Below are 21,672 nucleotides of genomic sequence, written 5' to 3'. Positions count from 1 at the left end.
ACCGGACCCGGATCCCAGCCCAGGAGAGCAACGTGTCGAATCGCCGCAACGCCAGCCTCGTTCAGTCCTCCACCGCGCGCCTACTCACGGCCGCCGCCGCCGTCGCCCTGCTACCCGCCGTGGCAGACGCGGCCGGCAAGGAGTTGGTCTTCGACCTCTCCCCCTTCACCCCCTTCGCCGTGGCGGGCGAGGTCTGGGTGGTCTCCAGCGAAGTCGGCGAGATCGTCGACGCGCGCATCGACGCGACCTTGGTGGTCCACGAGACCGGGCCCTGGTCCATGGGGCTGACCTTCGATCTGCCCACCGGGCTCGACGGCTTCTCGAGCGATCTCGAAGGCTGGAGCGGTCCCGGCACCTTCACCAAGTCGTTCCACACCAGCGCCCTGAACGGGCTCGTGACGCCGCCGCCGGGCACGCCCCTGTGGTCGTGGTTCCTGCACTGGACCGGCGGCTCGCCCTTCAGCCTGCCCGGCGGAGGCGACGGCTACGGCCCCCTCGACGGGGAGTTCACCGACCTGCGCCTGACCCTGTTCTTCGCGGACTGTCCCTTCGGCGACCCCGCAGCTCCCTGGAGTGACCTGGGCGGTGCGGTCCCCGGCAGCGTCGGCACGCCCCTGCTCGCGGGGACCGGCAGCCTATGCCCGGCGGAGCCCGGCGCGGTCACGCTCACCGGCGCCCTGCCCGGCGCGCCAGCGGTGATGGTCGTGGGCACGGCGGAGCTGTCCCTGCCCCTGTTCGGCGGGCTGTTGGTGCCGACGCCGCAGCTCCTCTTGCCGCCGGCGACCGTCGACGGGAGCGGCGCGGCGTCGACGCCCTTCGTCTGGCCCGCGGCCCTTGCGCCGGGGTCCGAGCTGTTCGTGCAAGCCTGGGTCGTCGATCCGGCGAGTGCCTTCGGCGTCGCCGCCAGCAACGGCCTGCGCGCGGTTTCGCCGTGATCGACGCTCGGGCACCGTCGCCTGAGCGCCGTGCCCTGGATGTCAAATGGGCGGGGCCTCAGTCGCGCTGCAACAGCATCGCGAAGGCCTCGCCCACTTCCTCGTCACTCAGCGCCATCGCCGCGTCGCCCACGTAGAGTTCGAAGCGCGAGGTACCGGGCCGGTCGGCGGGCTCGATCGACTCGTAGAGCCAGATGCCGCACTGCTCGGCGACGGCGTCGCGGGCGGCGAGGGCGCGCTCCGCGTCGAGGTCGAGGTAGAGGTGGAACAGGTTCGTGTGCGGCACGTCGGGCAGGGTGCGCACACCGTCGATGGCATTCAGGGTCGCCGCCATGGAGCGCGCCCGCTCGAGCCACAGGGGCATGCGCGCCAGGCGCTCGTCGAGGCGCATCGCCGCCGTCGCCGCGTTGGGCGCCAGGCTGAACAGGTTGCCGCCGTGGCGCTTCTGCCAGACCGCGGCCTGGTCGACGAAGTCCTTGGCTCCCAGCAGCATCGAGCCCGGCAGGGCGCCGATGCCCTTGTAGAAGGACACGTAGCAGGAGGCGAAGCCGCGCGTGATCTCGGACAGGGCGCGGCCGTAGGCCGGCCCGCACTCCCACAGGCGCGCGCCGTCCAGGTGCAGGGGCACCGAGAGCTCCGCGGCGGCGAACTTGAGCTGCTCGAGCTCGTCCCAGGTCGGCAGTTGACCGCCCGCCTCGCGGATCGGCAGCTCGACCAGCAGCGCCGCGATCGGCTCGGACAGGCCGCGCAGGTGCTCGGCCAACAGCGGCGTGCGCTCGGGCCCCACCAGACTCACCCGCAACCCGTGCAGGTGGGCGTAGCCGCGCTCCTCGTGCAGCTCCACGTGGGCGGTCGGGTGCATGCCGACGTGAGAGCTCCCCGCCCGGTCGGCCCAGATCCGCAGGGCGATCTGCTGGGCCATGGTGCCCGAGGGCATGAAGCGCGCCGCCTCGAAGCCGAGCAGGTCCGCGACCTTGGCCTCGAAGTCCTGCAGGATCGCGCCGCGGCCGTAGTGGTCCCACTCGACCTCGTGCTCGCGGCACCAGGCGGCGGCGGCCTCGAGCAGCTCGTGGGGACGGGTGCGTCCCTGGCCGTGCAGGCGCCGGGCGGAGGTGCGTAGCTGTGCGCGGCGATCGAGGATCCCTTGCGCTTCGTCGGTGGGCATGGGCCGCAGCCTAGACCGGGCGCTACAGCCCGGCCAGGCCGAACAGGAACTGGTCGTAGGCGGGCTTGGGGGCGCCGGTGAAGTGCTCTCGGAAGCCGAGGCTGCCCAGGAACTCGAGGAACAGGGGGTCGGTGATGCCGTAGTAGAGCTGGAACAGGGCCAGCTCGGCCGGGCCCCAATCGCCGAGCTGCAGGAACGACGCGAAGCGCACGTTGCCCGCGCTCGCGAATGCCGCAAAGGCGTTCTCGACGAACTGGCGCTGCCTCTCGAGTGACGAGCCGATCCCCCCCAACTGCTGCCAGCCCGAGGGGTAGCCGAGCTCCTGCAGGATCAGCGGACGCGGCGCCACGGCGGCGGCCATGGCCGCGATGTGGCCGGGCACGACCGAGGGGTCCATCACGGTGCCGTCGCCATTCACCGGGTAGTAGGTGAAGGGCACGTTGTCGCCCACCTGGCGCAGCAGCTCGAACAGCGCGGGGGTCTGGAACAGTGCGTTCAGGGTCACGGTCGAGCCGACGCCGAGCTTGGGCTCGAGCTGGTGGGTGTAGTCCGCCGCCGCCGCCACGAAGCTGGCGTAGGGCACTTGTTGCTCCGGCCTCGAGCCCAAATAGGTGTCGACCTCGTTGCCGACCGACAGGAAGAAGCCGTCGCGCTCCACCAAGAGCGGCGCCACGCGGTCGAGCACCTCGCGGAAGCGCAGCACGACCAGGGGGTGGTCCCAGGTCAGGCCAGGCGCGAGTTCCTGGGGATCGCTCGGGTCGACCAGGTCCGCGGGCAGGGACAAGTTGACCGTGTCGATCGTGGCGACGTTCAGGAAGGTCTCGAGCCCCGCGATCTGCAGCAGGATCAAGAGGGTGTCGAGGTAGGTCGTGTCGTAGATGCCGGGCGCGACCTCGATGTCGGACCAGGAGATCGCGAGCTCGAACCCGTCGACGCCGGCGGCCAGGCACTCGCTCCAGGCGGCGTCCATCACGGCCAAGGCCGAGAGGGGCGGATCGCTGTAGATCAGGCCCACGTGGGTGCCCGGCGAGAGCAGCGGCAGGTCGCCGGGCTCGGGCAGGAAGGTGGTCAGCACCACCGGGTTGCTGAGGGACAGCGCGCCGGTCGCGGGCTCGATCCCCGCGCCCTGGCAGTAGAGGTTGGCCCCGGCCGGCAGGCTCACGGGCAGGGGCGTCGACCAGTTCAGGTGGCCCAGGGCGTTGAAGGGCCCGGCCACCGGGAAGATGGCCGTGGTCGGATCGACGACCAGCGGGAAGCCGCCGGGGATGCCGCCGCCGGGTGCCGCCGGGTTGCCCGAGATGGCGAGCAGGCCCACTTGGCCGAAGGGGCCCTGGAGCTGGAAGTCGAGCTCGGAGCCAATGCAGGCGTCCAGGGTGGCGCCGAGGCCGGAGCTGGTCCCCAGGTGCGGATCGGCGACGGTCAGCCCGATCTGGGCGGCGACGTCGGGGGCCAAGAGCGCGGCGGCGACCACGGCGGGGGCGATGAAATGGCGCATGCTCGGGCGGACGCCCCGCCTGCCAGAGCGTGAAAGGTGAAGAGCACTGTATTGCTCCCGATCGCTCAGTTGCCCGACGGGGGCTGGGGCGCGGGGACGACGAAGGTCTGCTGCCCGGGCACGTCGAGCATCTCGATCGTGGACTCGCCCTCGATCAGGGTGATCGCGTCGACGCCCTGCTCCTGCCAGCTCCAGGAAATCGTGTAGTCGCCAGGACCGTACAAGGCGCCTTCGAAGGCGTTGCCGCTGCGCTCGAGTCTCAGCCCCAAGCTCTCGATCGATGCTCGAGCACAATAGGCCTGGAAGCGCCCCCCGCTCTCGTCGAGGTCGCCATCGACCTCGATCCGTAGCGCCCCGCCAGGCCGCAGCGTGACCTGCATCTGCGCCTGCAGGTCGGCCGCCTCATGGCGGAAGTAGCCTGCCTTGTTGACGAACAGCGACACGGCATCCGGAGACCAGAGCAGCTCGGCCCGGCCGTCGCGGTCGGTCTCTGCTGCGACACCGGTCATCCCCCCCGAGTCGCCGGTGGGCACCAGCAGGGTGACGTTGACCCCCCGGATCGGCGCGCCCAGGGGGTCGACGACGGTGACGGTCATCCACTCGAGGCCGCCTCCGACCCGCAGCGGCAAGAGTCGCGGATCGCGTGTGGTCGCGCCCCTGCGCACCTCGACCCCCTGCACGTTGGCGACGATCAGACGATTGGCGATGTCCATCAGCCCGAGCGAGACTTCGCCCTCGTAGGGCACGCGGATGACCGTCTCGGTCATCGGCTGTCCGAGCATGCCGCTCCAAACGTCGCGGCCGCCCGCTGAGACGGTCAGGTAGCACGAACCGAGCTCGAAGCCCTCGACGGCCTCCAGTCGCAGGGCAATCCCTCCGCTGTCAGGCACTTCGATGCGGTTGTCCTGCGCGCCCACCCGCACGGCCCAGGAGCCCTCGCTCAGTGGACCCGAGCGCCCTGCCGGGCGCAGCTCGTACTTCGCGCCCGCCCGACGCGGCAGGTGCGTGAAGCTGAAGTGGCCGGAGGCATCGGTGGTCGAGCTACCCACCGTCTGAGTGCTCCAGTAATCCACTGCCTCCGAAGGCTCCAGCAGTCGGACCAGGTCCAGGTCCTGGCCCACGATCGGGGTCCCACTCTCCTCGACCACCAAGCCGGCCGTGATCGAGGCAGGCCCGGCCACGACGATGTCGCCGACGTCCAGTCGCCCCTTCTCGTAGCCCCCGGCCGACAGGTCGACGGGCAGGGCGGCGCGGCCGTAGACCCCACTCTCCGGCTTCCAGATCTCCGACGCCGAGCGCAGTCGCAGCTCGCGCGCTTCCGCCTCGAGCCCCGCGACCCAGGCTTGGGCGATCTCGACGCGGCCGTTCTCGTCGGAGCGCACCGAGTCCTTGGCAGCGGCCTCGGTCCAGACCCCGCCAACCTGTGCCGCGAAGCTCACGGCGAACTCCCCTTGAACCGCGGCCCCGTCGCCGTCGACGACCCGACCATCGATGACTACGGCTGCTGTGGCGCCGGTCAACTCGACGGCCACGACCTGGCCATCCGCGATGGGCCCCGCGACCGTCACCGTCTCGTGGACCGACGAGACCTGGAAGTGTCGGCCCAGTCCGACCACCGGGATCGAGACCACGCCTCGATCGTCCGCGGCAAACGACGTTGCATCGGAAGACCGGTCCCCCACCGACAGGATCTCGATGTCCTGACCGCTGGCGGCGTCTCGACCGCCGGCGCCGCCCAGACGGATGCGGAGCGAGCCGTGGGGTGGCAGGACGACGTCCAGCGCCGGCGGCGTGAAGTCCGACAACCGCACCTCGAGGGGGGGGCCGTCGAGCCCGGGCGCGAGGGGCTTCAGCAGCAACAGATCCAGGCCCAGGCCCTCGGGCCGGGTGTCGTCCGAGTCCGGGTCCGCGCTGGACTCGAGGGTGCGCTCGGCCACACGCCTGCGATAGTCCTGCAACTGCGTGACCTCGGTGCGACCGCGCTCGTCGGTGGGCTCCAGCGAGAGGTCGCGGTCCGGCGAGGCGAAGAGCACGCGACGGTCCGGATCGGTCTCCAGCTCGAGTTGGAGCCCGGCGACGACGCGCCCGTCGAGCCCCATCAGCCGCAGCGGCACGGGGCGCGGGACGTCGAGCTCGAGCGACAGGTCAGCGCCGCGGGTGCGCGCCCAGGCTTCGCGGTTGTCCAGCTCCGCGACGACGTAGAGCTCCGCGCGTGCCGCGGGAAGGTGGACCGTGCCGTCTTCGCCGGTGAGCTTCGGCGCGAGGTCGCGCCACAAGCGCTTGCGACGCAGCTTGGAGTCGACGACCTTCTCCGCATCGCTCTCGTCGAGGTCCGCCACGTCGAAGGCGCGCACCTCCACGCCGGCGAGCGGCAGGCCCAGGGTCGCGTCGACAACGGTCACGAAGACCGACGAGGTGTCGACGACGGCGCGACCGGCGTCGGCGCCCTCGGCTACCGCCGCGATCGCGGGCTGGACCGAAGCGCCCGCGATCGACGGGACGGCCGAAGCGTCCCCGTCCTCCGCGATCTTGGCCAGCTCGGCGTTGGCAGCCGCGGGCGCCCTGTCACCCGGGAGGGCCGGCAGCGCGGCGTCAGTGCTCTCCGCCTCCCCACTTCCGCAAGCAGCGACGCTCAGCGAGAGGACGAGGGTCACGAACATTGCGGCAAGTCGCATGGCGTCATTCCTGAGCTGGCGGCGGCTCGACCTCGAAGCGCCGGTCGCGGCGGACGCGGCGGAGCTCGATGCAGCCGGCGGGCTGTAGTCGAGGAGGCTTAGCGCCGCTGCGATCCGACCATTCCCAAGTCAGCTCGTCGACGCCAGCCGTGAGCAACCGCCCCGGAGAGCGCCCGCGAGCCAGCCAGAGCGAGCTGGATCAGCCCCCGTCGCCATCAGTCCGCGAATTCCGAGCGCCGCTCCATGACGGACTTCCCCGTCAACGACCAGTGGGCGCGCTCGATACGGTCCTGCACCATCTCGTCCCGCTCGCGGATCCACTCTCGCACCAGCGCATCGGAGTCGACCACCAGCGCCCAACGGCGCAGGGCCTCGACTCCGTCGTCGGTGCGCCCCTCGCGGATGTCGGCCATGCCTCGGCCGAGGGCCCAGAGCGCGGCCGTCGGCACGGCCAGGCACACGACGACGAACGCGTTGCAAGCCAGGGCCCGACCGCGGTGTCGTCCCAGGGCCGCGGCGCGGCTCTGCACCAGCCTGGATCGAGACAGGTAAACGGGCCCCACCGCGAGCGGGGCGAGGCCGAGCAGGGTGAAGGCGAACATCGCCAGACTCGAGCTGAACACGCTGAGGCCCACGACGACGAAGAACAGCCCCGTCCCCAAGGTGAACGAGAAGATCGCACCGCCGAGCAAGCCGCCCGATACCAGACTCGACCGCCCTCCGCCCAGGACCGATGCGACCGCCGAGACCATGCCCAGGACCATGGCCGTGATGCCGCCGACCCGGAGGAAGCCTGTCATCGAGCCATCGACTCGCCCGTCGAACAGCCCTGGGTCGAAGCGGAGCAGCACCAGCGGCAACGCGACGCCGAACACGAGAATGGTCGCTCCGTGGGAGAGCCCCGGGGTGGTCTTCGTCGTCATTGCGATTCAGCTAGCAATTCGGTGCCGCACGCCACGTTGTTGCTAGGCAACAGGCCGGTGCCGCACCGCATTGCCACGACATTACCCCTAGCGCGGCCACACGGGGACCTTGACCGGTGGCAGTTCGAAGGCCTGGTCCTCGGCTGTCTCCGCGACCAAGAGCTCGCCGCCGACGAATTCGGCCACGAGCTCACCGGTCTCCGCCTCCGACCAACGCCAGACGACTTCCAACCAGCCGGGCCGATTGGGTGAGAACTCGAACCGATCCCCGTCGCGCTTGACCCACGGGCCCGATTCGTTCGTCCCCGGGTACCGCAGCCAGGGCGCGAGCATGAGTCCGTCGACGCTCGGTAGTTCGCCCGCGCCGAACTCGATCTTCCCTGCAGGCGAGAGCTCGACCCGCATGTCGGGCTCGATCGGCTCCAGGCGTCGGTCGAAGAAGCCCGGCGCCCGGACGATCAAGGCGACGGCATCGGGCCCATGGAGCACGTTCGCCGTTGTTTCGGGGCTGGTCATCCCCATGCCGACCTCGAACTCGCCGCCGGCTCCGTCGGAGTAGCTGAAGCTGATGCGGGGCCACGCCCGGCGCCCCTCTGCCGCCGCGATCGTCACACGGGTGCGGCCGATCCCCTGTCCGAGAACGAGGGGGATCAGCCGGCCGTCGAGGGTCGACTCGCCGCGGACGAGTTGGACCCCGTGAACCTGGGCCAGGATCGCATTTCGATCCGCGTTGAGCACCCGGAAGTCGACCTCCCCCTCGAGCTCCAGATCAAGCCGAACGCGGCGGCCGACCTCGGGCAGGACCAGATGGCTGCTTGCACCGTCGCCCTGCACGACCATTAGCGTCGCACCGGCGAGATCGACGTCGCCGACGGCTTCGATCTGCATCGCGACCCAGGCGCTGTCAGGCAGCTCCAGCCGATTGCCGCCCGAGCCGACCTCGGCGAGGATCGATCGGTCGTACCCCACCGTCCGCGTCGGTGAGGCCGCGGCGAAGAAGTACTCCGACCCGGCGACGTGTGGGACGTGGAGGATGCTGAAGTGACCGAGCTCGTCGGTGACCGCGACGCCGAGTAGGTCGCGGCGCTGATCGATCGTGAATCCGACCGAATCGGCGTTGCGAAGCTCGACCCACATCCCGCTGAGCGGCCGCCCTCCAGCTTCGAGAACCGAGCCCTCGGTCCTCTCGCTCGCGCCGACGACCACCAGCTCCCCGACGTCGACGTTCGCCGCGCCGACACCGGAGGGGCTCAGATCCAGGGGCAGCGATCCCGCGGCGTATCGCCAACCACCGTCGGCCTCGGCCGTCAGGGGACCACGCAAGCGCAGCTCGCGAGCCTCTGCTGTAGCCCCTGACCTCCAGGCCCCGTCGACGCTGAAGCGGCCATCCGCCGCGACGAGGATCGCATCGACGTCCGTGACCTCGCGCCACTCGCCGCCCTGCCGCCAGGCGTAACCAGCGAAGAACTCGCCCGCAACCGGCGCCCCCGCCGTGTCCACCAACCTGCCCGAGAGGGTCACCGCAGCCGCTGGCTGAACGAGCTCCACGACCACCTCGCCGCCGTCCACGGTGGGTCCGTCGACTGTGATCGTGCCCACGGAGCTGTGGACGTCGAAACGCTGCGACAAGCCGACGACGGGAATCCGCAGCTCGCCACTGCCGTCGTGAATGCGTTCGTCGCGGGGGTCGAGCTCGTCGCCCTCGGGCACCACGTAGACTCCGGCGCCGGCGGCCGCCGGACCTCCAGCGACATCCGCCATCCGGATCAAGATCGAACCGTGGGGCGGAAGCACGAAGACCTGCTCGACGCCGTTCGCGTCGGCCGGCGACAGGAGCAGTGGCTTGCCGTCCAGTCCAACGGCATCGACGGCGAATGGGCCGCCGACAGCTTCGCGACGAGCTGATCGAGCTTCGCCTGATCAAACTCCTGCGCCGATCCACCGCCGAGTCGCTCGAGGGAGGTCCCGAGCTCCGGAACCATGGCGCGCATCTGGCGCATGGACAACATCTGGAACTCGCTCAACAGGCAGCGGCCGTCCGGACCGGTACCCGTGGAGAACTCGCCGGACACGGGCCGACCGGTCACCGGATCGGTGGCCCAGTCGGGCATCGAGCCCACGAAGTCGTCGAGGGCCATACCCTCGGCGTCGATCAGCCTGCCGAAGCGCACGCCGGCCACAGGACGCCCGTCAGGGCCGACCAGGCGAACGGGAATCGGAACGTCGAGCTCGAGGGCGAACTCGAGCGGATCACCGCTAGTCGCGGCCCAACCCGACCGCGGTCCAGTCCCGACCTGCACGTACAGCTCGCCCCGCGCAGCCGGGAGCTGCACCTGGCCGTCCAGATTCGTCAGGACCGTCGTGGCCTCGCGCCAGAGGCGCTTGCGGCGCAGCTTCGACGTCACCACCTTGGCCGCGTCGTCCTCGTCCAGGTCCGCGGTGTCGAAGTAGGTCACCTCGACGCCCGGCGCCGGGTAGCCGAACCAATCGTCGCGCACGGAGACCGGGACTCCCGCGTCGATCGGACGACGCGTCGACTCCTGGCTGGAGGGTCCGTCCGTGCCGCCTCCCTGCGCGGCGACCGCCACAGCAGGAACGACCAGCAGCGCGAGCGGCGCGATCCGTCTCCACCAGGCTCGGCACGTGTTCGCCATCTGGAACTGGGTCGCGCTCAGTCGCGCGAGGACATGAACAGGCGCAGCACGTACCAGAACATCAGGGCGACGCTGGCGAACAGCTGCAGCGAGGCGGCCACGTGGCGGTTGGCGGGGAAGTGGTGCAGGACGTTCGAGGTGTCGTGCAGGATCGCCATGCCGGCGACCACGACCATGCCGACGCTGAACCAGGTGCCGAGGTGGAAGCCGAACAGGGCTCCGCCGAGGATGGCGAGGAGGGCGCCGACCATGGCGAACTTGATCGCGGCGCCCATGAAGGAGAAGTCCTTGCGGGTCCAGAACACGATCGTGGTCAGGCCGCCGAAGCCGGCCAGGGTCACGACGGCGGCGCTGGCGATCACGCCCGGGGCGGTCGCGTCCGCGATGTAGAGCAGCGGTACGAAGATCAGGGCCTCGGCCAGGACGAAGCCGCCAAGGGCCGCGTACTGGACCGGCATCGAGTTCGACGTGCCTGCGAAGCGGCTGGCGAGCCAGGAGACGACCATGAAGGCGCCCAGCACAAGCAGCCAGCTCGTGCCGAGCATGGCCTCGGCGATTTGCCTGGCCATTCCGGACTGGAACAGGCCGACCTCGATCAACACGAAGGCGGCGATGGCCCCGAACAGGTGGCCGTAGGTGCGCACGATGAAGCGGGCGCGAACCTGCTCGCTCTGCTCGATGATCGGGCGGTCGAAGGTCGAGACGTAGGCGTCGGACATGGCGGGCTCCTCGGGGTCGGGGCAAGAAGTTGGCCGGGGAGCCTAACCCAAAGCCGCCCCCGACTCAGCGTGCGTGCCAGGCGGCCAGCAGCTCCGCCTCGCGGGCGGCGTCGATCCCCGAGCGCCAGACGTGGTCCGCGGGCCGCGCGGCGGCCCAGGTCCAGGTATCGCGGATCGTGTCCGTGGCCGGGCGCAGCTCCAGGCCCGCGGCCAGGGCCCGGCTCACGTCGAAGTGCCCGCGCATCCCCGCGGGCAGCCACAGGGGCAGGTCGCGGTAGGGCGCGACCTCGCGCTCCAGCAGGAACTCCTCCCCCACCCACGTGAACGAGGCGTCCGCCCCCAGGGTCAGCTTGGCCGCGTGCAAGAGCTCCTGGAACGACTGGCGGTAGTCGAAGCCGACGGCGTTGAACACGCCGGTGGTGCCGTCCGCGACCGTGCGCACGATCCACTCGCCCAGGTCGCGCACGTCGATGTATTGGACCTCCGCATTCGGATCTCCGGGCGCGAGCACCTCGCCCCCGCGGGCAACGCGCACCGGCCAGTAGGTGAAGCGGTCGGAGCTGTCCTCCGGGCCGACGATCAGGCCCGGGCGCAGGTTGAGGACGCGCCCGGGCATGGCCGCCTCCGCCGCCTGCTCGCACAGGGCCTTCATGGCGCCGTAGTAGGGGAAGGACTCGCGAATCGTCGTCACCTGCTCGACGACCTCGGGCTCGACGGTGGCCACCGCGGTGTCCTCACCGATCATCTCTCCCGCCGTGTCGGCGTAGACCGAAACGGTCGAGACGAACACGTATTGACCGACCCGATCGCGCAGCAGCTCGACGGCGCTGCGAACGTGGCCAGGGACGTAGCCGGAGGTGTCGACCACCGCGTCCCACTGGCCCTCGGCCAGGGCTGCGATGTCCCCGGTGTCGCGATCGCCGATGCGAGTCTCGAGCTGCGCGTAGCGCTCGGGGTCGGACTGACCGCGGTTGAACAGGGTCACCTCCCAGCCCCGCGCAAGGGCCGCGTCGACCACCGCGGGCCCGAGGAAGCGCGTGCCGCCCAGGACCAAGAGGCGCTTGGGCGCGCCGGCGGACAGCGGTCGCGCGAGGGCGTCGAGAGCGCCGGGCAGGGCCAATCCGGCGGAAGCGGCGGCCGCGGTCAGGAGGGTGCGGCGAGAGGGGTTCAAGGCGCTCGTCAGGGTCATGCCGGGGTCTCGATGGATCTGGATGGCGAGGTGCGACTGGGGACCGCGCCCGTCCCTGCGAGTGGGATCTAGCTCCATTCCGTGATCGCGGGGGCGCGATTCAAGCCTCAGCAATACGGTGACGCAGCAATACGGCGCCGCGCACCGTCTTGCTCAGTCGAACAGGGCGTCGACCCAGGCCGCGATGGCCTCGTTGCGCCGAGCCTCGAGCCCCGCCAGATCGGGCACGTCGGAGTCGTAGAGGTCCGCCCGCGCTGCCCAGCCGCCCCGGACGGCAGACTTCGATTCGAGCGACCGCCCGGATCGTCGCGGGGCCCCCGAGTCCGTCAGGACGTACTTCTCCTGCTCGTAGCGCCCCTCACGGACCTTCGCGGTCAGCGCTGCGAGGCGGGCGTGCTCGATCTGCTTCTGGGTGCGCGCCACCGACACCGAGGTCCGCATCGCCCGCCGCATCAACTCGGGACCCTGCAGGTCCCAGCGGTCGGGGACGCGCCCGTCGGCGAGCCTGAGCAGGGCACGGCGGATGTCACCGTTGGTGGAGTTCGTGAGCGCCATGGCCACGAGCTGATCGTCCGTGGCCAGCGCGCGCCCGGTCGCGCCGCGCAAGAGGTCCGCCTCCAACTCCTCGCGAACCTCCTCCCACGGTTGCAGCTCGGGCAAGGGCTGGGTCAGCCAAATCCGGTCCATCACCGCAGTGGGGTCGAGCTGCGGATACTCGGCGGCCAGGTAGTCACCGAATGTCTCGATCGGAGCGACGCTAGCGGTTGCGCCGAGCTGGGGCCCCGCGATGGAGGAGTCCCGGCGGTCCGCTACCTCGTCCGGTCGACGCAAGCCTTCGAAATGGTCGTCGTCGAAGGCTCCCGGAACAGGCGCTGCGGCTGGCGCCACTCTCAACGGCCGTCGCTGCTCGTTCCAACTCCACAGGGCGGCCGCTGCAAGCGCGACGGCACCAATGAAAGGCAAGGACCTCACGCCCCCAGGCTAGTGTCCTGGATCATTCATGACCACGCGGAGTCGGACATCGGCGGCGCGCCCGCTCGGTCCGGATCGCCCGTGCCGGTCGCGAGCGCCCCCGAGCCGGAATCAGGACCGCGCGACGCGGACGCCGCGGTGCTAACCTCCGCCCGTGTTCGACCCTCAGATGGAGCTCCTGTCCACCGTCCTCCACGCCGTCGTCGAGGACCCCGCCACCACCGGCAAGCCCGCGGCCACCTGGGCCGAGGCGCGCGCCGCCGCCGCGGCCTGCGGCGAGATCGAGGACGAAGAGCTGAGCCTGGTGCTCGAGGAGGAGGACGCCGACATGCTGCGCGACATCCTCGGCCAATGGCGCGCCGGCAAGCGCAATGCGCTCGAGCACGACAAGGCCGTGCTCAAGCGCGCCATCAAGGCCTTCCGCAAGCGCCTCAAGGTGACCCTGCTCGACGACGAGTCGTCCCTGGGCGGCGGCGCCTTCAGCAGCGGCCGCAGCTCGTCGATCGTCGCCATCACGCCGCCCGAGCGCTACCCCCGCGCCACCTGGGACGAGCTGGTCCGCCTCGGCCGCCTCAAGGGCGGTCGCGACGGCATGTACGAGCTGGCGCCGGGCGGCTGAGGCCGTAGCGCATCGGGCCGAACGCTACGGAGCCGTCGCCGTGAGGCCCGCCGTCGCGGCGAAGCCCTGGGGTCCGCCAGCGTCGAGGACCCAGGCCTGGACGTAGAGGTCGAGCCCGCTCGGGATCGCCGAAACGAGCTGGAAGCCGAGTTCGAGCGTCCCGTCCGGCTCCGTTACGAGGCCTGCGACCACCGCGTCGGGCGACGGGATCAACTGCCCGCCGAGCAGGGCCAGGGAGAGCGCGGAGCTGCCGAGCACCAACACCGCCGGCGCGCTCGGCGCGGCATTCGAGACGACCAGTTGAACCAAGCACTCCGGCTCCAGGGCGCCGGTGCCGGAGAGGCTCGGAACGCCGCTGATGCCGGCGAGGCCGCTGCCCAGGCTGCTCCAGTGACCGAGATCGAGGGCGAACTCGTGCAGCACCCCCGTGCCCGGTCCAGGCCCTCCCGTGGGCGCGCTGACCACGACGGTCGAGCTGCACGTGGAGATCGCCGAGCCCACCCGGTCGCCCCCGTCGGAGTCACAAGGAACCAGGGCGTCGGCAGCCGCGCCGGTGACCGCATCGAAGCGCTGGACCACGCCACGGTAGCCGTAGGCCTTCGGCGCGCCGACCAGGGCCACGCCGGCGGTGATCCCCACCGCCGTGCCGAACTCCTCGCCGGCATCCGCGCCGGGACGAATCAGCTCGGCCAGCGGCGCCCCGGTGGCGGCGTCGAAGGTCCAGGCCCGTCCGGTGTCCGGGAAGACCACGTCGGCCAGGGGTGCACCGACCGCGACCAGCCCTCCCTCGATGGCGACCGAGGTGCCGAATCGGTCACCCGCTCCGGGCGCGGGGGGGAACAGCTTGGTCAGGCGTTGGCCGGTCGTGAGGTCGAAGACGTAGGCCGCGCCGGCTTCGGCGACGCCCTGGCTTCCGTCACGGGGCGCACCGATCACGACCAGCTCTCCGTCCACGGCCATGGCGGAGCCGAACTGGCCGAGTGCGCCGAGGCCGCCCGGATCGTCCGGCAGCAGGGTCTGGAGCGGCGCCCCGGTCAGGGCGTCGAACACGTCGACCGCCCCACAGGCGCCGCCGGGGACGCTGTCCAAGGGTCGAGCGACGAGAACCCGGGTCGGCGTGATGGCCACGACCCGCCCGAAGCCGTGGTCGACGACGACCGGCGCGATGGCGGAGAGCTTGGCGATCTTGGTGCCGGCCTCGAGGTCGTAGAGGTGTGCGGCCCCGATGAACGAGGTGGCCCCACCCCACTTGGTCCCGACCACCGCTCGCGGTCCGCAGATGTCGACGGACTCCCCGAAACGATCTCCGGTCTGCGCGCCGAAGATCGAGAGCACGAGCTCGACCTCACCGGAGACGAGGTCGATCAGGTAGGCGGCCCCGGAGCTGGTCCCCTGGAGGTTCTGATCGCCCGGCGCGCCGACGAAGGCTCGCGCTCCGTCGACGGCGACGCCGAAGCCGAAGTCGTCGTTGAGGTTGGTCCCGTCGGGATCGAGGACGTCCGTCGGCAGGCACTGTTGGGCCTGGGCGGCGGCGAGAGCGGGCAGAGCAATGAGCGGGATCAATCGGGAGCTGAGGACCATTGGCGGAACATTGGATAGGGGTCGGCCCGCTACGGCTGCTGCGGCTGGTCACTGAAGTCGAGGCCGGTCAGTCACTTCGCGACCGCTGGCGGCCAAGGAAAGCCTATTCGGCTCGCGGCAAGTCGGGCGAAGCGGGATCGCCGAGGCCCACCCGGGGGGTCGCTGGGCGCCGGAGGAGCGGCTCGGATCCGTGGCGATCCGGCCCGGCGAGCCGACGCTTCGGACCGGCGTAGTCCGCGAACAGGGCTAGTGTCCTGGGCGGCCTTGGTGGGGTACTTGTGGGGCTCCCAGGGGCGCGCGCGGCAATGGGCCAGGCAGACCTCGAGGCCGGGGTCCAGGAACACCAGCTCGGGCCCGAGGTGCAGGGTCGCCTCGACCAGGCCTGCGTAGCAGCCCTCGACGATCCAGCCCTCGCGGGCGGCGCAGAACTCGAGCACGCGGCGCGCGGCATCTGCCGTCGGGCGCAGGACGGGTTCGAGCCCGGGCTCCCAGGCGACCGTGTCGAGGTCGAGCACGTCGAGCCCGTGCTCGGCGCCCAGCCGCCGCGCCAGGGTCGACTTGCTGGAGCCGGAGTTGCTGAGGATCGCCAGTCGCATCGGCGCAGAGACTAGCCGACCGGCCGCGGCCACCCCGCCGCAGCGGATAGACTCCCCGCCCCTATGGCCGAACTGGGCTTCCAAGACCTGACCTTCTCCCGCGGCGGCGCGCCGCTGCTCGACGGTACCGCTCTACACATCGAGAAGGGCGAGCGGCTGGGGCTGCTCGGGCGCAACGGGTCGGGCAAGTCGACGCTGATGGCGCTGCTCGCGGGCGAGTTGGTGCCGGACGAGGGTCAGATCGTCCGCCGGCCAGGGCTGGTCGTGGCGCGACTGGCCCAGGAGGTGCCCAAGACCCTGCGGGGAACCGTCTCGGAGCTGCTGCACGAGGCCCTCGCGGACGTCGAGGTCGCCGGGGACTGGGAGGCGGAGCAGCGCATCGGCGACGTGACCGCCAAGCTCGGCCTGGTTGCGGACGAGAAGGTCGCCGACATGTCGGCGGGGTCCAAGCGGCGCGTGCTCCTGGCCCGCGCACTGGTCATGGAGCCCGACGTGCTGCTGCTCGACGAGCCCACCAACCACCTGGACATCGAGGCCATCCGCGGGCTCGAGGAGCTGCTCCTGCGGCGCGGGGGCTCGGCCCTGTTCGTGACCCACGACCGGACCTTCCTGCAGAGGGTTGCGACCTCGATCGTCGACCTCGACCGCGGTGCGCTGCGGCGCTACGACTGCGACTACCAGACCTACCTGGAGCGCAAGGAGTCCGAACTCGAGGCCGAACGGGGCCAGCGCGCCGAGTTCGACAAGAAGCTCGCCAAGGAAGAGGCCTGGCTGCGCCAGGGCATCAAGGCCCGCCGCACCCGCAACATGGGTCGCGTGCGCTCGCTGTTGAAGCTGCGCGAGGAGCGCGCCGAACGACGCAAGGAGGCCGGTCGCGTTAAGGTCGCCCTGACCGAGGCGGACCGCACCGGCCAGGTGGTGATGCGCGCCGATGGCCTGACCATGGACTTCGGCGCGGGCCCGGTGGTGAACGAATTCTCGATCGAGATCCAGCGCGGCGATCGGATCGGCCTGGTCGGGCCCAACGGCTGCGGCAAGACGACGCTCGTGCAATTGCTCCTGAAGGAGCTGTCCCCCACCGCGGGCGCAGTGCAGCACGGCACCAACTTCCAGGTGGCGCGCTTCGACCAGCTGCACTCGACCCTCGACGACAGCCTGACGATCCAGGAGAACGTCTGCGGCGACGGCGACACGGTCTTCGTGGGCGGCGGCGCGCGCAACGTGATGGGCTACCTGATGGACTTCCTGTTCACCCGCGAGCAGATCCGCGGGTCGATCAAGCACCTGTCCGGGGGCGAGCGCAACCGCGTGCAACTGGCGAAGCTTCTGGCGCGACCCTGCAACGTGCTGGTGCTCGACGAGCCCACCAACGACCTCGACCTCGAGACGCTCGAGATCCTCGAGGAGCTCCTGGCCGAGTTCCAAGGCACCCTGCTCCTGGTCAGCCACGACCGGGCCTTCCTCGACAACGTGGTCACCTCGACCCTGGTGTTCGAGGGGCGAGGACGCTTTCGCGAGTACGTGGGCGGCTACGAGGAGTACCGCCGCGCGAGCGAGCGGGCGGCTGCGCCGAAGGCGAAGAAGGCCAAGCCCGCCAAGCAGGAGCCCAAGGCCGCCAAGCCGCGCAAGCTGACCTACGGCGAGCGGCTCGAGCTCGAGAAGCTGCCCGAGCGGCTGGAGGCGCTCGAGGCCGAGAAGTCGACCCTGGAGAAGTCCATGGGCGATCCCGACTTCTATCGCCGTCCCGGCGAGGAGATCTCGGCCGCTACGGACAAGCTGAAGTCGATGGAAGTCGAACTCGCGCGGGTCTACGCACGCTGGGAAGAGCTGGAAGCGCTAGCCTCGGCGTGAGTCAGAGATCGCCCTTCCACCGAATCCCGCACCCGAAGAAAGAAACGACCATGCCCCGCGCCTCCGCTCGCCACATCCTCGTCTCCTCCGAATCCGAGTGCCTCGACCTCAAGGCCAAGCTCGAGAACGGCGCCGAGTTCGAGTCCCTCGCCAAGGCCCACTCGACCTGCCCCTCCAGCGCCAAGGGTGGCGCGCTGGGCGAGTTCGGCCCGGGCCAGATGGTCAAGGAGTTCGACCAGGTCGTGTTCAGTGCGCCGGTCGGCGAGGTGCAGGGCCCGGTCAAGACCCAGTTCGGCTACCACCTGCTCGAGGTCACCAGCCGCTCCTGACGGGAGTCTGCCCCGAGGGCCGCGCGGCGCGATCGGACGAATCCGGTCGCGCCGCGCGTCGTTCGGCGTGGGGCTCGGAGCGCAGGGCTTCCGCTGACGCTGGGCGTCCGCCGGCGTTCGCCGGCGTTCGCCCGGGCGGACCGCGGGCGAGCGCCGAACGCGCGCCCGGCGCGCATCGCCCCGTCCATGAATAATTGGGGTCTTGCTTCGTGTAAGGCCCAGGCGCGCGCGGCACCCAGTCCCGCCGCCGACTCCTCCTCCCCCCTGGGGCTTCGCGCCCCCGGAGTCGACACGATGCAACGATTCGCACTCGGCCTGCTGGCCGCGCTCATTCTCGGCGGCATGGCCGCAGTCCTGTGGTTCAAGCCGGCCTCGATCCACTCTGACAGCTCGACGACTCCGCCCCCGGCAGCCTCGGCCCCGAGTCAGTCCCCGGCCGAGACTGCCGCGCCCCGCGAGGTCCGGCCCCCCGAGGCGCAGGCCCCCGAAGCACCGGTCGTCGAGGCGGACACCGTCGAGGTCACCGAGGCCCCCGCCTCCGCGCGACGCTCGATCGAGGAGCTCGGCCTTGCCATCGAGGGCTTCGTGAACCTGCCCGCGAACCTGCCCGGGGACGAGCTGCTCGAGGTGGTGGTGCTGCGCTCCGAGCCCTCTCCCTGGCAAGAGCGCGCCCTGCTCGGGGACTCCACCGAGGACCTGATCGACGACGAATTGGCCCTGGGCGCGACCGAGGTCGACGCCCGCGGTCGGTTCCTGGCGCGGGTCCCGGCGGACACCGCCGAGGTCTGGCTGCTGCTGCGCGGTCGCTACATCTACGTCAGCGAGGCCGTTCACGCCCTTCCGGGAGCCGAGCAACCCGTCGAACTCCCGGCGAAGCTCGGGGCCTGGGTCACCGGCAACGTTCGGCCGCCGAAGAGCGCCACCGCCAGCGAGCTCGAAGGCCTGGGCGAGAACATCCGCCTCGACCCTGATCTGACCCGCGCCATGGGTATGGGTGCCCTCGACTACGAGGGGCCGCGCCGACGCGAGGCGTCGGCCGACGAGCTCGACCAGCACCGCTTCGAGTTCCGCGGTGTGCGGCCCTCCCAGGGCTACAAGCTGCGGGTGGGCCCGAAGCACCTGGCCGCCTTCAGCAGCACGCCGTTCGAGGTCACGGCCGGCCAGCACGTGGTCCTGGACCTGCCGGTCACGCGGGGTGCAGTCCTCGCGGGCGTGGTCGTCGACGGGAACGGGGTCGGCATCGCGGGCGCCGAGATCGAGATCGAGCAGGACCCGATGGTCTTCGGCGCCGGTGGCTTCGAAGTGCGCGAGGGCAAGTCCGAGGCCGATGGCAGCTTCGTCCTCGGCGCGGTTGCTGCCGGGCACCTGTCGATGCGGGTGAAGCGCGACGGCTACCTGGACTCCAGCCAGGAGTTCGACCTCGGCGAGGGCGAGTTCCGAGAGGGGCTCGAGATCGTCCTGGACTCGGGCAACAGCATCACCGGCCGCGTGATCTGGCCCGACGGCCGCCCCGCGGTGGACGTCGAGGTCAACGTGGGCTTCGACGCTTCGTTCCTGGGCGGCATGGAGGCCTTCAACGCCATGCGCGGTGCCGATGGCGAGGCCAGGACCGACGCGGAAGGCCGGTTCGTGGTCACCGGATTGGGCAAGGGCCCGTTCACCGTGCGCTGTGAGTCGAAGGTCGAGGGTCAGGAGGACGGCGAGGACCCGTCGCGCGCCGCCGCGGAGGCGGCGGACCTCGAGGACTTTGACCCCTTCGCCGAGAGCGTGGACTCGAGCTCCCTCGGGCAGAACGCTCCCTGGCGCGCCCGGGCCGATGGCGTTCGACCGACCTCCGACCCCCTCGAGCTGATTCTCGAGCGCCCTCTGGGCGTGGTCGGCCGTGTCGTCGACGACCTCGGCGAACCGGTCGCCAAGTTCAAGGTCCACGCGCGCACCGTCACCGGCGGGATGCTCTCGGGCCTGGGCGCCGAGTCCCACAGCGACAGCTTCACGGATGAGGCCGGCGTCTTCTTCCTCGGCGGCCTACGGGCCTGCGAGTGGGAGCTCTTCGCCGCCGCGGAAGGCTACGGCCTCGCCGAGCCCCTGCTCGTCGAGCTGCCCATGGACGAGGACGCGACCGTGACCCTGACGCTCGAGCGCACGGCGTCGGTTTCGGGGACAGTTGTCGCCTCCAACGGACGCGCCATGGCCGGGGCCAAGGTGTCGCAGCCCCAGACCCTGAAGGACTTCGGCCGCATGGCGAGTGGCGACTTCACTCGCCCCTCGACCACGACGGACGCCGCAGGTCGCTTCACCCTCGAGGGTCTGACCCCGGGCACCGTGCTGCTGGTGGCCAAGGCCGAGGGGCACGCTCCCAGCGAGTCGGTCTCCACGGAGGTCGCTCCGGCCGGCGTGGCCACGGACATCGTCCTGACCCTGCGGGTCGGTGGACGGATCCTCGGCAAGATCTTCGACAAGGAAGGCGAGGTGATGCCGGGGCAGTCGATCATGTGCCAGAACCCGATCGATCCCTCCTCGCAACTCTGGGCCAACAGCGACGACGACGGCGAGTTCACCTTCGCCGACCTCGCGCCGGGGCAGTACCAGGTCATGACCCTGCCCACCGGCGGTGGCGGCACCGGCGACGACGGTGCCGGCGACTTCGCCGCGATGATGGAGCAGATGAAGTTCACCATGGCCACGGTCGTGGAGGGCGAGGACACCGAGGTCGCCCTGGGCGCCAAGCCCGAGGCTGCGGTCAAGGTCACCGGACGGGTGCTGATCGGCGACGAGCCCGTCGCCGGCGCGATGCTGACCTTCTTCGCCGACGGCGGCGGAGGCTTCGAGTCGATGAAGCTGATGAGCACCGACAAGGACGGGCGCTTCAAGACCGAGCTGAACAAGCCGGGCGGCTACATGATCAACGTGCAGCAGGTCAACGGCACTGGCCAGCAGCAGTCGGTGGAGTTCTTCGAGGTCATCCCCGAGGTCGAGACCCACGCGCTCGAGATCGACCTGCCGGTGGGCGGCATCTCCGGCCGCGTCACGGGCTCCGACGGCGAGCCGGCGGTCAACGCGCGCGTGACCCTCGGCATCGAGGGCCCGATCCCGAATGGCTCGTTCACCGGCGGCAACTACTCCGAGGTCTGGACCGACGCCAAGGGCGAGTACTCGCTCAAGTGGCTGCGTCCCGGTGACTACACCGTCGCCGCCGGAGGCTCGTTCCTCGGCGGGATGTTCGGGGACATCGGCGGCGAGGTACTCGGACGCCAGGTGCGGCGCGACCTGAACATCAGCGAGGGTCAGTGGCTCTCGGGCATCGACTTCGAGCTGAACGAGGCCGGGCGACTGACCGGCAACGTGGTCGACGCCTCAGGTCAACCCGTGCGCGACGCCGCGATCTTCCTGCGCGACGCCGCCGGGAACTCGATCGACCGCATCACGATGGTGCAGTCGGACGCAGCCGGCAAGTTCGTCTACGGCGGCCTCGATCCCGGCAACTACCGCGTCACCGCGCGCACGAGCGGCCAGGTCACCTCCGAGCCCGTCAGCGCCTCGATTGCCGCTGGCAACGACACGCAAGTCACCGTCTCCGTCGCGGCGGGCACGATGGTCGTCGTGACCCTGACCGACAAGCAGGGCGAGGACGTGCGCTGCAACGTGGAGGTCACCGGGCCCGACGGGCGTCAGGTCAACGGCCTGTGGTCGATGAGCGACCTGATGACCGCCCTCACCGGCGGAGGGATCTCGAGCCGGGAGACGCGCGTCGGCCCCCTGGCCCCGGGTACCTACCAACTCGTGGCCACCTCCGCGGACGGGCTCAGCGCCAAGAAGAGCCTGACCCTCGACGGCCAGGAGGAGCGGCGCGTGCGCCTGCGCCTGAAGTAGCCAGTCGAAGTCGGTCCTCGCGCTCGCCGCGCGAGGGACTATGGTCGGGGCCGCCGCGCTGGGATCAGCGCGGCGGCCCCGATCGATTTCCCGGACCCG

General features: G+C 70.8%; 16 protein-coding genes. 5 read left to right on the top strand and 11 right to left on the bottom strand.

Translation table 11 applies throughout. The features are described from left to right. Positions 1–32: 32 nt before the first annotated feature. Positions 33–935: a hypothetical protein gene (locus Pla133_RS05550; RefSeq protein WP_145063308.1), complete on the top strand. Its 903-nt coding sequence runs from the start codon at positions 33–35 to the stop codon at positions 933–935. A 58-nt stretch (positions 936–993) separates the two neighbouring features. Here Pla133_RS05550 and Pla133_RS05545 read toward each other — a convergent pair whose 3' ends face one another. The 9 genes from Pla133_RS05545 to Pla133_RS05505 form a co-directional block, all read right to left on the bottom strand. Then, positions 994–2,100 (bottom strand): threonine aldolase family protein, encoded by a 1,107-nt coding sequence (locus tag Pla133_RS05545; RefSeq protein WP_145063306.1) that lies wholly within the window; start codon positions 2,098–2,100, stop codon positions 994–996. Between the two features lie 22 nt (positions 2,101–2,122). Then, on the bottom strand, positions 2,123–3,595 hold the full coding sequence (locus Pla133_RS05540) for a hypothetical protein (protein ID WP_145063304.1): 1,473 nt from the start codon (positions 3,593–3,595) through the stop codon (positions 2,123–2,125). 65 nt (positions 3,596–3,660) lie between these two features. Beyond that, positions 3,661–6,270 carry an Ig-like domain-containing protein gene (locus tag Pla133_RS05535; RefSeq protein ID WP_145063302.1) on the bottom strand — a complete coding sequence of 870 codons (2,610 nt, stop codon included), beginning with the start codon at positions 6,268–6,270 and terminating at the stop codon, positions 3,661–3,663. Positions 6,271–6,485: 215 nt separating this feature from the next. After that, positions 6,486–7,193 (bottom strand): hypothetical protein, encoded by a 708-nt coding sequence (locus Pla133_RS05530; protein ID WP_145063299.1) that lies wholly within the window; start codon positions 7,191–7,193, stop codon positions 6,486–6,488. Between the two features lie 87 nt (positions 7,194–7,280). Next, positions 7,281–8,987 carry a hypothetical protein gene (locus Pla133_RS05525; RefSeq protein WP_145063296.1) on the bottom strand — a complete coding sequence of 569 codons (1,707 nt, stop codon included), beginning with the start codon at positions 8,985–8,987 and terminating at the stop codon, positions 7,281–7,283. Then, positions 8,960–9,847 carry a hypothetical protein gene (locus Pla133_RS05520; RefSeq protein ID WP_145063294.1) on the bottom strand — a complete coding sequence of 296 codons (888 nt, stop codon included), beginning with the start codon at positions 9,845–9,847 and terminating at the stop codon, positions 8,960–8,962. The genes Pla133_RS05525 and Pla133_RS05520 overlap by 28 nt, the downstream gene beginning before the upstream one ends. Before the next feature lie 17 nt (positions 9,848–9,864). Continuing rightward, positions 9,865–10,566, bottom strand: a complete 702-nt coding sequence (locus Pla133_RS05515; RefSeq protein WP_145063292.1) for a Bax inhibitor-1/YccA family protein — start codon at positions 10,564–10,566, stop codon at positions 9,865–9,867. A 64-nt stretch (positions 10,567–10,630) separates the two neighbouring features. After that, positions 10,631–11,755, bottom strand: a complete 1,125-nt coding sequence (locus tag Pla133_RS05510) for an NAD-dependent epimerase/dehydratase family protein (RefSeq protein WP_145063290.1) — start codon at positions 11,753–11,755, stop codon at positions 10,631–10,633. A 153-nt stretch (positions 11,756–11,908) separates the two neighbouring features. Beyond that, complete coding sequence (locus Pla133_RS05505) at positions 11,909–12,586, bottom strand: hypothetical protein (protein ID WP_145063288.1); 678 nt, start codon at positions 12,584–12,586, stop codon at positions 11,909–11,911. Positions 12,587–12,881: 295 nt separating this feature from the next. Between Pla133_RS05505 and Pla133_RS25990 the strand changes: the two genes are divergently transcribed. Then, the gene (locus Pla133_RS25990; RefSeq protein ID WP_419192162.1) at positions 12,882–13,346 is read left to right on the top strand and encodes a hypothetical protein; all 465 of its coding nucleotides are present in this window, start codon (positions 12,882–12,884) and stop codon (positions 13,344–13,346) included. A 24-nt stretch (positions 13,347–13,370) separates the two neighbouring features. On the opposite strand, the gene Pla133_RS05495 is transcribed toward Pla133_RS25990, so the two are convergent. Further along, on the bottom strand, positions 13,371–14,927 hold the full coding sequence (locus tag Pla133_RS05495) for an FG-GAP repeat protein (RefSeq protein WP_145063286.1): 1,557 nt from the start codon (positions 14,925–14,927) through the stop codon (positions 13,371–13,373). Between the two features lie 71 nt (positions 14,928–14,998). Then, entirely contained in the window at positions 14,999–15,523 is a 525-nt protein-coding gene (locus Pla133_RS05490) for a P-loop NTPase family protein (RefSeq protein WP_145063284.1), read from the bottom strand. A 63-nt stretch (positions 15,524–15,586) separates the two neighbouring features. Here Pla133_RS05490 and Pla133_RS05485 point away from each other — a divergent pair, with 63 nt between their 5' ends. The 3 genes from Pla133_RS05485 to Pla133_RS05475 all read left to right on the top strand — a co-directional run bounded on the left by Pla133_RS05485 (position 15,587) and on the right by Pla133_RS05475 (position 21,573). Next, positions 15,587–17,374 (top strand): ATP-binding cassette domain-containing protein, encoded by a 1,788-nt coding sequence (locus Pla133_RS05485; protein ID WP_145063282.1) that lies wholly within the window; start codon positions 15,587–15,589, stop codon positions 17,372–17,374. 50 nt (positions 17,375–17,424) lie between these two features. After that, entirely contained in the window at positions 17,425–17,703 is a 279-nt protein-coding gene (locus Pla133_RS05480; protein WP_145063280.1) for a peptidylprolyl isomerase, read from the top strand. 294 nt (positions 17,704–17,997) lie between these two features. Next, the gene (locus Pla133_RS05475; RefSeq protein ID WP_145063278.1) at positions 17,998–21,573 is read left to right on the top strand and encodes a carboxypeptidase regulatory-like domain-containing protein; all 3,576 of its coding nucleotides are present in this window, start codon (positions 17,998–18,000) and stop codon (positions 21,571–21,573) included. Positions 21,574–21,672: the final 99 nt, after the last annotated feature.

This window comes from Engelhardtia mirabilis (assembly GCF_007748095.1).
GTDB lineage: Bacteria > Planctomycetota > UBA1135 > UBA1135.
The sequence above is the reverse complement of the archived record's forward strand: the minus strand, read 5'-3'. Positions and strand labels throughout refer to the sequence as shown.

Coding starts and splice junctions, on each gene's coding strand:
- Pla133_RS05475 (WP_145063278.1), top strand. CDS start 17,998: ATGCAACGATTCGCACTCGGCCTGCTGGCCGCGCTCATTCTCGGCGGC.
- Pla133_RS05540 (WP_145063304.1), bottom strand. CDS start 3,595: ATGCGCCATTTCATCGCCCCCGCCGTGGTCGCCGCCGCGCTCTTGGCC.
- Pla133_RS05490 (WP_145063284.1), bottom strand. CDS start 15,523: ATGCGACTGGCGATCCTCAGCAACTCCGGCTCCAGCAAGTCGACCCTG.
- Pla133_RS05535 (WP_145063302.1), bottom strand. CDS start 6,270: ATGCGACTTGCCGCAATGTTCGTGACCCTCGTCCTCTCGCTGAGCGTC.
- Pla133_RS05520 (WP_145063294.1), bottom strand. CDS start 9,847: ATGGCGAACACGTGCCGAGCCTGGTGGAGACGGATCGCGCCGCTCGCG.
- Pla133_RS05480 (WP_145063280.1), top strand. CDS start 17,425: ATGCCCCGCGCCTCCGCTCGCCACATCCTCGTCTCCTCCGAATCCGAG.
- Pla133_RS05495 (WP_145063286.1), bottom strand. CDS start 14,927: ATGGTCCTCAGCTCCCGATTGATCCCGCTCATTGCTCTGCCCGCTCTC.
- Pla133_RS05545 (WP_145063306.1), bottom strand. CDS start 2,100: ATGCCCACCGACGAAGCGCAAGGGATCCTCGATCGCCGCGCACAGCTA.
- Pla133_RS05485 (WP_145063282.1), top strand. CDS start 15,587: ATGGCCGAACTGGGCTTCCAAGACCTGACCTTCTCCCGCGGCGGCGCG.
- Pla133_RS05515 (WP_145063292.1), bottom strand. CDS start 10,566: ATGTCCGACGCCTACGTCTCGACCTTCGACCGCCCGATCATCGAGCAG.
- Pla133_RS05530 (WP_145063299.1), bottom strand. CDS start 7,193: ATGACGACGAAGACCACCCCGGGGCTCTCCCACGGAGCGACCATTCTC.
- Pla133_RS05510 (WP_145063290.1), bottom strand. CDS start 11,755: ATGACCCTGACGAGCGCCTTGAACCCCTCTCGCCGCACCCTCCTGACC.